The sequence below is a fragment of the Paenibacillus sp. P32E genome, from assembly GCF_001909085.1.
Classification (GTDB): Bacteria; Bacillota; Bacilli; order Paenibacillales; family Paenibacillaceae; genus Paenibacillus_AQ; species Paenibacillus_AQ helianthi.
Genome location: NZ_LVYY01000001.1, coordinates 101,001 through 115,568 on the forward strand (window position 1 = coordinate 101,001; position 14,568 = coordinate 115,568).

A 14,568-nucleotide genomic window follows, 5' to 3' on the forward strand; every position below is an offset into this window, starting at 1 on the left:
ATCAAAAGTTTGCTGACGGCCGGTTGTCGCGGGAGGAAGCCCTCAAGCTGATAGCCGGAAGCCACCGGCGCAGATCTTCACGGACAGTGCTGTCTGCTGGACAAATGGGAATGTGGGTTGAGCATATGCTATCGCCCGGCAGTTGGGCCTATCATACTCCCGGTGCCTTTAAAGTACATGCCGGATTTAACGAGAATCTTCTCTATAAAGCGCTGGAGTATATGCTTTCGGTTCATCCTTCCCTTCGAACGGTACTGCTGCGTGAGGAAGGGGAGTTCTTCCCGTACCAGGTGACCGACAGTGCAGTGCTTCCGGCGATCAGCCGGTTCGCTGCGGCCGGATTGGCTGAAGATGAGGTCAACCGCCTACTCCGGGAAGACATTAAGAGGCCCTTTGATCTGGAAGCGGGACCGCTCTTTCGCGCAAGTCTGTATGATGTGTCGGATGAGTACTCCCTGTTGCTGTTTACGTTCCACCATATCATTCTCGACGGCCTTTCTTCGCAGCTGTTTCTGAGGGATTTGCAGACCTGCTATGCCTCCTTGAGCCAGGGGCGCACACCGGTACTGCCGGAACGGCGTGCAGATTTCACCGATTATGTTCATTACGAACAACGTTATCTCAACAGCGATAAGGCCGGCAGGGATCGCAGCTTTTGGCTGGACCGGCTGGCTGTGCCTGTACCTTCTTTGGAGCTGCCTGTAACCGGTATGCGCTCTGCCCCTTCTGCGGAAGGGGCGTCTTTTTCATTTTCGGCTCCGGAGTGGCTGGTTGCCGCCTTAAAGTCCGTACCGACATCCAAGCCGGTGACGCTGTTCTCTATAATGATGGCGGCTTATCAGCTCGTTCTTTCCCGGCTAGGCAATCAAACCGACATCTCCATCGGGACGCCGGTGGCCGGCAGACCGGAAGAGAGCTTCGATAATGTAATCGGCAATTTTATGAACATGGTTGTGATCCGCAATGATATCGATCCAGCCGATTCGCTGCTGGCCTTCATTGAGAAGGTTCACCGGACGGTGCTTGAATCCCTTGAACACAGCCAGTATCCGTATTATACATTGGCCCGCGAGCTCAATGACCAGCGTCCGTCGGGGGAACGTTTTTTGTTCCAGGCGGCGTTTTATTTTCAGAACGGCATTCAGGCAGCGGAGGATGGTATCTTCCTGGACTGTCTGCACCATATCCATCAGCTTGGGGAATTCGACCTGACGCTGGAAGTAATCGAGAAGGCTAACGGATGTCTGTTCCATCTGAAATACAATCCCGATGTGTATGCATTGGATACGGTGGAGACGTTGGCCCGCCACTATATCCGCGCGCTCGAAGCAATAGCCGGGCAAGGAGGTCTCCAGCTCTCCGGAGTTACACTGTTGTCCGAGGAAGAACGTCAGCTGCTGCTCTACGGCTGGAACGATACCGAGACGGCTTATCCGCGCAGCTTAACGTTTGTTGATCTGTTCTGTGAACAGGTCAAGCGCTCTCCCCATTCCGAAGCGGTACGCTTCCGGGAGGAAAGTCTGACCTATCTGGAGCTGTTCTGGCGTGCCAAGACGCTCGCCCTCCATCTGCAGGCCAACGGAGTTGCGAAGGGGACCTTTGTAGGCATCTACCTGAACCGTTCCCTGGATTTGCTGATGGCTTTGATTGGCGTGCAGATGGCTGGCGGTGTATACATTCCTCTGGACCCCCTATATCCAAAGGAACGGTTGGCCGATATGTTCGAGGAGAGCGCATTATCATATGTGCTGACACATTCTTCCGTCAAATCTGGCTTGCCGCAGTTTGCCGGCGCGGTACTGTGCGTGGATGGAGCGGATGCGCGGCAGGCTGCCTCTTCGGAGGAGCTGGAGCAGATAGCCCCTTTGGTATCCTTACAGCCGGACGACCCGGTATACACCATATTCACATCCGGTTCGACAGGAAAGCCCAAAGGAATTATAGTGAGCCACGTTGGACTGACCAACTTTCTGTGCTCCATGGCCCGGCAGCCCGGTTGTACGCCGGATGACAGACTGCTTGCCGTAACAACGGTCTGCTTCGATATTGCGGGACTGGAGTTGTATTTGCCGCTTATAGTTGGTGCCCAATTGGAAATAGCCCCGGAGGACATGCAGAAGGATGGCATCCTTCTGCTGGACAAGCTGGCGGAAGGCAGAATCACCATGATGCAGGCGACCCCTGCAACATGGCAAATGCTGCTTGTGGCCGGCTGGGATTCCCCCCTGCGGATCAAAATGCTGTGCGGCGGCGAAGCTCTGTCCAGGGAGTTGGCAGATCAGCTGTTGCCGCTGGGCAACGGGCTCTGGAACCTGTACGGCCCGACGGAGACTACGATATGGTCCTCTGTCAGCAAAGTGGAAAGTGCAGGCCGAATCAGCATTGGCCGGCCCATTGCGAACACGCAATTCTATGTGCTGGACGCATCGCTCCAGCCTGTGCCTGCCGGTGTCACGGGAGAGCTGTATATCGGCGGAGACGGGGTCGCCATCGGCTATTTGAACCGGGAGGAGGAAACGAAGCGCCGCTTTTTGCCTGACCCATTTCATCCGGATCGATCCTCAAGAATGTACAAGACCGGGGATTTGGCCCGTTACATGCTGGATGGCACCGTGGATTATCTTGGGCGGGCGGATTTTCAGGTCAAAATTCGGGGGTTCCGCATAGAACTGGGCGAAATCGAGAATGTGCTGCATAAGACCGGAGGCATTGCCGAAGCGGTTGTGGTGGCGCGGGACGAAGGAAATGACAAGCAGCTGACGGCATTCCTTGTTCCTCAGCATACGGACAGGATGCCGGATGTGCTGGATCTGCAAAGACAAGTCCGGCTTGTTTTGCCGGAGTATATGGTTCCTTCCCGGATCATGTATGTATCCGGTTATCCTCTGACCTTAAACCGCAAGGTGGACCGGAAGCAGCTGGCGTCCGCCGGGACGGAGCAGATTGCGCATTTGTTCGGCCTGGCCGGTTCTGTCCCGATGGACGAGCAGAGCGGGCCGGAGAAGCAACAGTTACATACCTCCGGCAGCTCGGCCCTGGATCTGCAGCCATTGGTTGAGAATGAACTGGTCCGCCTTGCCGGGATAATAAAAGCGTTGCCCGTTGAGGCGAACCTGCTGACGAACCTGGGCCAGATGGGATTTGACTCCATCTCCTTTACGGCTCTGGCAGCGCTTATCAACAAGCATTACGGTGTGAAGACGAATCCGACGCTCTTCTACAGCTATTCGACGATCCGGGACTTTGCCGGTTATTTGACGGCTGCATACCCTGGCGAAATGGCTTCCCATCACGGTGGGCAGCTTACAGATGAGCAGCGGCACGCCCAATTTCCGGCTCACGAGGCCCGGAGAGCGACGAATGAGCGGGCCGGCAGCGTGGAGGGGGAAGGCCCGGCGGCTAATGCCGGGGATATTGCCATTGTCGGCATGAGCGGCAAGCTGCCGGGTTCGGCAAATCTGGAGCAGTTCTGGCAGCAGATTGTCGCCGAACGGGATTTGATTACGGAAATTCCGGCAGACCGTTGGGACTGGAAGCAGTATTACGATGAAACCAATGAAGATCCGAACAAGTCCGTGTCCAAGTGGGGCGGATTTATTCCAGATGTCGATAAATTCGATGCCTCCTTCTTCGGAATATCACCACGGGAGGCGCAACTGATGGACCCGCAGCAGCGGATCATGCTGGAGACCGTCTGGGCAGCCTTTGAGGATGCCGGCTATAGACCTTCCATGCTCTCCGGCTCCAGAACAGGCGTATTTGTCGGAGCGACCAGCTCCGACTATGCCGAAATTCTCATGAGGGAGTCGGATATTGACCCGCATACATTATCGGGCATTGTTACAGCCGTCATCCCGAACCGCATCTCTTATTTCTATAACTTGAAAGGTCCGAGCGAACTGACCGATACGGCATGCTCCAGTTCGTTGGTGAGCGTTAACCGGGCAGTGGAAGCGATCCGCAGCGGTGCCTGCGATATGGCGCTGGCGGGCGGTGTCAATCTGATCTTGAGCCCGTTCGCCCACATTGCGCTGAGCAAGATCAATATGTTGAGCGGGGACGGACGGTGCAAGGCGTTTGATTCCTCGGCTAACGGTTATGTGCGCGGAGAAGGTTGTGCGGTTGTGTTCCTGAAGCGTATGTCGCAGGCGTTGGCCGACGGTGACCACATCTATGCGGTCATCAAGGGAACGGCGGTCAATCATGGCGGCAAGACCAACTCGCTGACTGCACCCAACAGCACTGCCCAGCAGGAATTGATTGTATCGGCCTTCCATGATGCCGGCTTTGATCCGGCAACCATCGGTTATCTGGAAGCTCACGGAACGGGAACCGCACTGGGCGATCCGATCGAAGTCAACGGAATGACGGCGGCGCTGCACCAGCTCTACCGGGAATGGGACCGGCCTGCCGCCCAAGCATCCCATTGCGGCATAGGCTCGGTCAAAACAAACATCGGACATTTGGAAGCGATGGCCGGAGTGGCCGGGCTAATCAAGGTAGTTCTGGCCTTGCATCACAAGCAGCTTCCGGGCAATCTGCATCTTCGGGAGGTTAATCCCTATCTTTCACTGGAAGGAAGCCCGTTGTATCTTGTGGGCCAGACCAGACAGTGGGAGCACCTTAAAGACGGGGCAGGCAATGACATCCCGCTGCGGGGCGGTGTCAGTTCCTTCGGGTTCGGCGGAACCAACGCCCATGTGTTGCTGGAAGAGTATGTAAGTGGACCGGCAGCAGCGCAACCGGCACAGGGCGGAGCACCGGTTATCATCGTGCTGTCTGCCAAGGGAACGACTGAATTGAAACGGCAAGCGGAGAATCTGGTCCGGTATCTGGGCGAGATGCAGGCAAGCGGGTCAACGATTCCGCTTGAGAAGATCGCCTATACGCTGCAGACGGGCCGGGAACCGCTGCAGGAGCGGCTTGCTGTGGTCGTATCGGATGCCGCTGAATTACTGGACAAGCTTGGTCTGTATTTGCAGGGAGAAGATCCGGTGCCGAACCTGTATGCATCGGCATACAGCGAAGGTCTGGAAGCGGTGCTGGACGACGGGGATTTGGCCGAGATTCTGGACAGGCTTGCATCTCAAGGCCATTGGGACAAGATCGCACGGCTATGGCTGAAGGGCTTCGAACCTAATTGGAGACGGTGGTATGTCGGGGATGGGCCGGGCAGAATTTCGTTGCCGACCTACCCGTTTCTCCGAGAATCCCACTGGGTGCCGGTACGAAACCGGAAACCGCAATACGGAACATCCTCCGGCAGCAAGGCAACCTTAACGGCTATGCTGGACCATATCGCGCCCGCACAAAGTTTGGGGGAGGGGCTGGTGTTCCGCAAAGTCTGGAGCGCTTCCCACCCGATTGTTCGTGACCACATGGTGAACGGAAAATCAGTGTTTCCGGGAACGGGATATGTGGAAATGGTCGTTGAAGCCACAGGTATGCTCGGAGATGCGCAAACATGGCGCATATCAGACATCGTGTGGCTGCAGCAACTAACCGTGGAGGAGGCTGCACTGGCAGAAGTGCATCTTTCGGTGCAGGAGGATGGCGATGCCTTCCGGTTCGAGATCGAGAGCGCCGGTCCCGATGCAAGCGGGAGCAGGCTGCATGCCAGTGGCAGCGTGTCCAGCGACAGCGGGACTGCTCACCAGGCTAAGGCTGAATTTGTGAATGTAAGTGAGATTATTGCCCGTTGTCCGCAGTACATGGACAAGCAGCGATTTTACTCGCAGATGGCAGCAGGCAGCGGCATTGTATACGGCCCCTTCTTCCAGGCTATGGAAGAGGTATGGCACAGTGCAAAGGAAGTGCTGGGACGGATTAAGCTGTCGGATGAAGCTTATGCGGAACTGGGCAGCTATACGGCCCATCCGGTATTACTGGATTGTGTGCTGCAATCTATGGGCTGCCTGTTTGATCAGAATACGGAGAAGGGAGTAGCCAAGCTGCCATTCTCCGCAGAGCAGATTCATATTATGGAGCCGCTGCGCTCCCGCGAGTATTACGTCTATGCCGTCCAAGCAGGGAAGGATGTCCACAATCTGGCGCTCCTTGATATGCAGGGCAAATTATGCGTAGCCTTCCACAACCTTGCTTCCCGCGAAATCAAAAAAGCGGAGGAACACAGTCTATATGTTCCGCAGTGGGTGATGGGCAGTTATAGTGAACGCCGGAGCAGTACGCCGATGAAGAGCGGGCGTGTGCTGCTTATCTCAGGAGAGCAAGAGGTTCCGGGCATTAGCGGTTTCACCCAGGCACTGCGGAACAAGATGCCGGATTGTCTGGAAATCCGAGTGGCGGAAGCAACCTCTATGGAGGAAGGATGCAGTTGGACCGTTGCCTATAACGATGAGGCGGCTTATCGGAGAACGGTGGAGGAGAACGGCATTGCCGAAGTCTATTTCCTTGGCGGACTTAGTGACAGCCCGGTCCCAACCGGCGAGATCGCCGATTGGGAAGCAAGGCAAAGCTGCGGGGTTGTGGCGCTGTTCCATCTGGTTAAGGCCATTGGTCACATCCGGGGTATCCGGCTCACTGTTGTAACGAATGGTATCTTCGAGGTTCTGCCCGGCGAGTCAACGAATCCGGTACACGCTGCCATAAGCGGTTTCTTAAAAAGCGCAGCACTGGAGTACCCCGGCCTGTCCCTGCTGCTGGCGGATCTTCCGCAGCAGGGCTGTCCGAATGCGGCAGCAAGCAGCGAGACTGCACATGCGTTTCTGGAAGCAGCAGCGTCGGGGGCAGCGGGAGAGCTTGCCGTTCGCCGCGGCAAGCTGTATACCCGCAGGATCATCGGCCTTGATCTTCCGTCCGGCGACGGCCTCGCTTTCCGGAACCGGGGAGTATACTGGATTGCCGGCGCGGGCGGAATCGGTTGGGAACTGGGGCTGCACCTGGGCAGAACGGTCCAGGCCCGGCTGATTCTGACGGGACGCAGCCGGTTGACGGAAGAGATGGAGCAGAAGCTTGCCGATATCCGCCGGGCGGGGGGAGAGGCTGTCTACATTCAGGCCGATCTTACCGATCCGTCCGCTCTCACAGCGGCAATAGAACAGGCCCGTGTGTTATACGGCTCCCTCCACGGAGTGTTCCATTCGGCAATGGTGCTTCAAGATATGAGAATTGAGAACATGAACGAGGATCACCTGATAAGTGTTCTTGCTCCGAAGCTGACAGGTTCTGTTGCTCTGGGCGAAGCCTGTATGGATGTTCCGCTGGATTTTATGGTCTTGTTCTCTTCCACGAATTCGCTTCTGGGCAATCAAGGCCAGAGCAATTACAGTGCGGCTAGTTCCTTTCAGGACGCGTTCTCGATCTGGCTGGGCGCCAAGACCGCTTATCCGGTGAAGGTAATCAATTGGAGCTTCTGGGGCAATGTCGGGGCCGTGGCATCGGATGGATACCGCAGTTTGCTCACGGAAGCCGGTCTGCTTCCCATTGATACGGCTGAGGGTATGAAGACGATCGGCAGAGCGCTGGCTCAGCCGGTCCCGCAGGTGCTGATGTTCAAAGCCAAACCATCTCTAATCCATAAGCTGGGATTCGACAATAACATCCGTGCCAAGGTATATCCTGCCCGGCTGCCGTCCGTGATTCAGGAGATCAGCTTGGATTCGGGATCACGCAAGCATGGGATGGAGCAGATAGATTTCTTGAAAAACGGATTTAAGGAGCTGGAACGATTCGGCCTGCTGGCCCTGTGGCTGTACTTCAGGGAGAGTCTGTTTCCGGCAGCGGGTGAACGCTACGGTAGACAGGAGCTGCTGAAGGCCCTTGGCATTGTGCCAAAGTATGAGCAGCTGTTCGACGCATTGCTGGATATGCTCGAACGGGGCGGCTTAATGGTCAGGGACGGGGATGAGGTCGTTGTCTCCTCCTTGGCGGAGGATGAACAATTCCGGGTTGCCGCCGGCAATCTGACAGCGCTCAAGACTTCGCTTGAGCAGGCCTACCCGACGCTGGCACCGTACTTTCATTTGACCTGGCAATGTGTGGCCCACTACACGGAAGTGCTCAGCGGCCGGAAGGATTATGTCGAGATTATGTTCCCCGGCGGCTCTAAGGAACTGGTCCAGAACATTTACCGGGGCAACCTGATTATTGATTATTACAACGGGCTGGTTGCCGATGCAGTCTGTAGCTATATCCGTAAGCGAAGAGATGTCGGAGGCGGCTCACCGGTCCGAATTCTGGAGATCGGAGCGGGTACAGGCGGCACGAGCGCCATTGTCCTGGACCGGCTGGATCGGCTGGACGGGCCGCGCGGCCCGATTGAATATGTATATTCGGACATTTCGGCAAGCTTCACGGCCTATGGTGAAGAGACTTACGGCGGCCGGTACAGCGATGTTCGCTTTCAGGTCCTCGACATCGAGAAGGAGCCTGGCGGCCAGGGATTCACAGCGGACAGCTTCGATGTCATTCTGGCAACGAATGTGCTGCATGCGACGGGATCGGTGGAGCGGACGCTGCGGAACATGAAGGGTCTGCTCAAAAACAAGGGCATCGTTGTGATCAACGAGATTACCAAATTCCAGAATTTCTCCACCTTGACCTTCGGTCTGACGGGAGGATGGTGGAATTTCACCGATTCGGGGCGGATCAAGGGCTCCCCGCTGTTAAGCGCCGAAGCCTGGGAAGAATGCTTGAACCGCAACGGATATACTCATGTCAGTATTTACGGGCTGGCGGACGTTGACGGGGTAAACGATCAATCCGTCATCCTGGCGGAAGGAAACGGCGTGTTCATTAATGAAGGGGCGGAGCAGCCTGCGGCAGAGCGGGCCGAGCAGGCATTGGCGAAGAGCCCCCCGGTTGTGAAGAATCAACCGAAGCCTGCTTCGCTGCCGGGAACCATGTCCCCAAGCCCGGCAGCGGGCGCGGTTACGGTCACCGGTAACGGGATGACGGACGAGCAACTCTACCATTGCGCCTGCCAATATATTAAACAGCTGCTGTCCCGCAAACTGAAAATTGATACTGACAAAATCGGGGAGCAGACGTTATTTGATAAGCTTGGTGTCGATTCTCTCATTATTATCGAGTTGAACAAGGAGCTGGCGAAGGATTTCGACAAGCTTCCGTCCACGCTGTTCTTTGAGCATGTTACCGTAGAAGCGCTGGCTGTCTACTTGGCAAGGGAGCATAGGGCGAAGATGACGCAAAGGTTCGGCGTGAAGCCTGGTCCACAGACCCCGTCCCCGGTCGGTTCGTTGTTTGCTCCGAAGAACGAGCAACCAGCCGGAATGACGGAGACAGCTCCTGCAGCTGCCACGGAGATGCATGCAACAGCGGTGTCCGACGCCAATGAAATGTCTTCAACAGCGGTGTCCGACGTCATTGAAATGCCTACAACAGCGGTGTCCAATGCCACTGACATTGCCATTATCGGTGTATCAGGCCGTTATCCCTTAGCCGAAACGCTGGACGAGTTCTGGGACAATCTGAAGCAGGGGCGCAACTGTGTTACAGAGGTGCCGGGGGACCGTTGGGACTGGGAGCGTTATTATGATCCCGATAACCGTGAGCAAGGAAAAGGAAGCAGCAAATGGGGCGGATTTATCCGGGATGTGGACAAGTTCGATGCAGCGCTGTTTCATATTCCGGACGACCATGCCAGAGAGATGGACCCTCAGGAAAGACTGTTCCTGGAAACGACCTGGTCGCTCCTTGAGGATGCGGGCTATCCGGGACAGAAGCTGGCGGACAAGGGCAATAAAGTTGGGGTATTCGTCGGTGCGATGTACGGCGCTTACGGACAGCTTGCGACCAGTGCATGGGAGAAAGGCACGGCGACCAACGCCCAATCCGCTTACTGGATTATTGCCAACCGGACCTCACATTTCTTCAACTTTACCGGTCCCAGCATCGCGGTCGATACGGCCTGTTCTTCTTCGCTGACAGCCATTCACTATGCCTGCGCAAGCCTGGTGAACGGAGACTGCAATGTGGCGGTAGCCGGCGGGATCAATCTCATTCTGCATCCGAGACAGCATGTACGTCTGGCCAACCTGAACAATCTGGCCGGATCGGATCGGAACCGCTCCTTCGGCGAAGGGGCCGACGGTTTTGTCGAGGGCGAAGGCATCGGGGCCATTCTGTTGAAGCCGCTGAATCAGGCAGTCCGCGACAACGACTATATCTATGGAGTGATCAAAGGTACGGCCATCAACAGCGGTGGGCAATCGAGCAGCTTCACCACGCCGAGTCTAAGTGCTCAGACAGAGGTGGTGGAGCAAGCATTACGGCGGTCCGGCGTAGATCCGGAGAGTATCAGCTATGTGGACGCTCATGCGACCGGAACGGCCTTGGGAGATCCGATCGAAGTTCGGGCACTGAGCATCGCGTATTCCAGATTCACCTCCAAGAAAAGCTATTGCTCTATCGGATCCGTCAAATCCAATATCGGCCATCTGGAGGCGTCATCGGGCATATCCGCAATGACCAAGGTGCTGCTGCAGATGAGATACGGCAAGCTTGCACCGAGCATCCACACCGACAGGATCAACCCGTACATTGCATTCGAGGGTTCACCGTTCTATCTGCAGCGGGAGCTGACGGAATGGAACCGTCCGGTAATTCTGGAGAACGGGGAGCGGAAGACTCTTCCGCGCAGAGCGGGAATCAGCTCCTTCGGGGCGGGCGGCTCCAATGCGCATGTCATTGTGGAGGAATACAGGAAGGAAGCTGTGGCAGCGTACAGCACAGAACCGGTGCTCATTGTGTTGTCGGCTCGCCAAGAGAGCAGTCTGCTGGCGTATGCGGAAGCACTTCAGCGGTTTATTGCGCGACGGCTGACGCCGGAAGCGGAAGAAGTCTTGTCGCTGGAGCGGATTGCTTACACACTGCAGACGGGCCGCGCGGAGATGAAGGAACGGCTTGCCTTTGTTGCGGCTGATCTGACGGAGTTGACCGGGAAGCTGGCCTTGATTGGCAGAGGAGAACCGGTGCAGGGCCTGTTCAGAGGCAGTGCGGGCCAACCCTCCGAAAGAGAAGCGCCGGCTGACATAAGCCTGGAAACAATGGCCTCGCATTGGGTGGCAGGCGGACAGGTAAGCTGGGAAGCGTTGTATCGGAATAGCCGGAAGCCGGACCGTCTGCCGCTCCCGACCTACTGTTTTGACCGTCAGCGATACTGGCTGGCGGATGGCTGGGCGCTGGATGAAGTGCCGGACCGTCCCGCTTATACGGCGACCTACCATTACAACGAGCCTTACTTGAGGGATCATTTGTCTATGGGCAGACGCACCTTGTTGGGGGTGACTTACTGTAGCCTGGCCTATGAAGCATTCAGGCACTCCACGCCGGATGCTCCAAGGTTGCAGATCCGGGGCATGCTTTTTCAGGAGCCGGTTGAAGTGCCGGAGGGTGAACAGGTTGAAATAACGTCCCGTATCGCTGCGGAGGACGGTAAGCTGTATGCGGACAGTCTGTTTCAATATAGCGGATCGGGACCGCAGCGTCTGGCATCGCGGGGAGAAGTGGTTGCCGATGTTGTTGCAAGAAGTCGGAGCATTACGATTCCATCCTTCTCGGAGCATGAGGCGCTGCCGGGCTCTTCGTTGTATGAAGCCAAGCCGGGGGTATACGGACCATCGCTCTTTACCGTCAGAACAATTATCGTCTCCCATGCGGCCAGAACGGTATGGGGACAGCTGGCGCTCACGGCTGAGATGAGACAGGATCAGCGGGCATATGCAGTTCATCCGGCCTTGCTGGACGGTGCGGTTCTGTGCCGCCTTGCATTGCTGCCTCATGGAGAGAAGGATGCGCTGATTCCGCTGATGGTCAAGCAGATGTATATCTTCGGCGCTTTGCCGGATGAGTGCTTTTGCCAGGTGCGGGAAGTGAGGACGAATGCGGAGCTGTGGGAAGGCGATATTGAATGGGCGGATGCCGACGGACAGGTTCTTGTGGCGATGAAGGGCTTTGTCTGCAAAAGAATAAGACCGGACAAGAATCTGCCGGAAGGCCCGGCAAACGGGAGGAGCATAAGCGGTACCATGAAACAGCATACATTGATCCCGGATAAGATTTTGGCGGAGGTACAAATGTACTTGACCGATAAAATCGCCGGCTTGCTTCAGGAGAACCCGTCTGAAATGGATACGGCCTGCCACTTTATGTCCATGGGCATCGAATCGGGAGATTTAATCGCACTGGCCCAGGAGCTGCAAAGCAAGCTGGACCTTCCGGTTTACCCGACCTTGTTCTTTGAATATCCGAATATAGAAGAATTGGCAGTGTACTTGACCAGGGAGCATGGAGACAAGCTCACCGTCTTGCTGCCATTCGGGCAGGAGCTTGAACGGATTCATCCTGCCACAGCAGCACAGCCGGAGGCCGAAGCAGCCGGAGCGAGAGAGGATAGCGGCTCTGCTGTAGCCGATTCCGAATCTTCTTCCCCGGCCGATGAACCGGTTGCGATTATCGGCATCAGCGGCTACATGCCTCAATCGGACAATCTGACTGATTTCTGGAACAAGCTTGTCCGCATGGATAGCATGGTGACGGAGATCCCGCCGGACCGCTGGGATTGGCGGGATCATTTTAAGGAGTCGCCGGAGGACAGGGATAAGACCAAGGTAATCTGGGGCGGCTTCATGAAGGATGTGGACAAGTTCGATCCCGGATTCTTCGGGATGTCTCCCAGGGAAGCCAGTCTGATGGACCCCCAGCAGCGGCTCAGCCTGGAGCTGGTCTGGAGTGCAATCGAGGATGCGGGCTATAACCCCAGTGAATTGTCGGGCAGCCGGACCAGCGTTTTTATCGGGGTAGCCGGACACGATTACAGCGACGTTCTGGCAGAGGGAAGGACTGAGAGCCGGGCCCAGGCTTTAACCGGCAATGCCCACAATGTATTGACCGGTCGCATCTCGTACCTGCTGAATTTACACGGGCCGAGCGAGCCGATAGACACGGCATGCTCAAGCTCACTGGTTGCCGTTCACCGGGCGGTGGAGAGTCTGCGCAGCGGCGACTGCGAGCTGGCGATTGCCGGAGGGGTTAATGTCATTACCAGCCCATCGCTCTACATTTCCTTCGACAACGTAGGCATTCTCAGTCAGGACGGAACATGCAGAACCTTCGATCAAGCCGCAGAAGGTACAGTCCGGGGAGAAGGCGCGGGCATCCTCCTGCTGAAGCCGCTTAGCCGGGCAATCCGCGACGGTGACCGGATCTACGGGCTTGTCCGCGGTTCGGCGATCAATCATGGCGGACGCTCAAGCTCGCTGACGGCCCCCAATCCGAACGCCCAGGCAGATGTAGTCTCGATGGCGCACCGCAAGGCGAAGCTGGACCCGGCGACCATCGGCTATGTGGAGGCCCATGGCACCGGCACGAAGCTCGGAGATCCGGTCGAGGTCAACGGCTTGAAGCGGGCCTTCAAGCAGCTGTATGAAGACTGGGGGCATGATGCCAGGGCAGCGGCCAAACATTGCGCCGTCGGTGCCCTGAAGCCGAACATCGGACATTTGGAGACGGCATCCGGCATTGCTGGGATGATTAAGATCCTGCTGGCGATGAAGCATCAGACCTTGCCGGGATTGGCCAATTACAGCGTAAGGAACCCTTATATTCAGCTGGATGACAGCCCCTTGTACTTGGTGGAGAAGACACAGCCATGGGCCCGCTTGAAGGATTCGGATGGACAGGAGCTTCCTTACCGGGCAGGCATCAGCGCCTTCGGCTTCAGCGGTGTGAATGCCCATGTTGTGCTTGAAGAATTCGTGCCTGAACCGGGAACAACGGCACCTGCAGCGGAAGAGGACGGTGAGCAACTGATCGTATTATCCGCCCGGAGTGAAGACCGTCTTTTGGCTTACGCCGCTTCCCTCCATGCCTTCCTTATCGGCAGAATGGATTCGGCGGAACCGGCGGCAACTGAACGGAAGGACAGTCGCCTCATGGATGAGGTGAAGCGTCTACTGGCAGATGGCCTGAACGTCTCGCCGGAGGATCTGGAGGAAGACATGACGCTGGCCGAATGCGGATTGGACCCCATTACGATAGACGGCTTCCTCCGGAAGCTTGAAGCCAGATATGGATCACAGGTGCTTGAGCAGGATATTGTGCTTGAGCACAGTCTGAAGCAGCTTTCGGCTATAGTCCGGTTCTCCGGCACCGCAACAAGGCCGGAGAACGGCCGGACCTCCGGCCCGCTTTCTCTTCGGGATGTGGCCTACACCTTGCAAACGGGAAGAGAGGCCATGGAAGAACGGCTTGCCTTGATTGTCAACTCCGTCGATGAGCTTGCAAGCAAGCTGGAGCTTATTGCCGAGGGAAGATCGGTGGCAGGCAGAATCTACAGGGACAGCTGCAAGCAGCCGGGGCAAACCGCCGATTGGCGGACCGAGGATGGCTTGGATCAGCTTGCCCGGTCCTGGACGGCGGGCGGCACCTATGACTGGAGAAGGTTGTACGCGAATCCAAGTCCGCGCAAAGTTTCGCTGCCCGCCTACCCCTTTGCCCGCAAGCGGTACTGGGTGAACAGAAGCGAGCGCGGGCTTAACGAGCAGCGGGCAGAGCATAGCCGCCTGGGCGCCTTGCTTGATTCCAACC

Annotated in this window: 2 protein-coding genes (both running past the window's edge); both read left to right on the forward strand. The window is 56.7% G+C overall.

What is annotated here, in order from left to right:
- On the forward strand, positions 1 to 16 hold the 3' portion of the coding sequence (locus tag A3848_RS00345; RefSeq protein ID WP_074082879.1) for an amino acid adenylation domain-containing protein. The gene continues 14,828 nt to the left of window position 1, outside the view; the window shows 16 of its 14,844 coding nt (coding positions 14,829-14,844); its start codon lies off the left edge, out of view; its stop codon occupies positions 14 to 16.
- Positions 1 to 14,568: a middle portion of a non-ribosomal peptide synthetase gene (locus A3848_RS31520; protein ID WP_143192313.1), read on the forward strand. It runs off both ends of the window (19 nt to the left, 8,210 nt to the right); the window shows 14,568 of its 22,797 coding nt (coding positions 20-14,587); its start codon lies off the left edge, out of view; its stop codon lies off the right edge, out of view. Before A3848_RS00345 ends, A3848_RS31520 begins: the two co-directional genes overlap by 35 nt.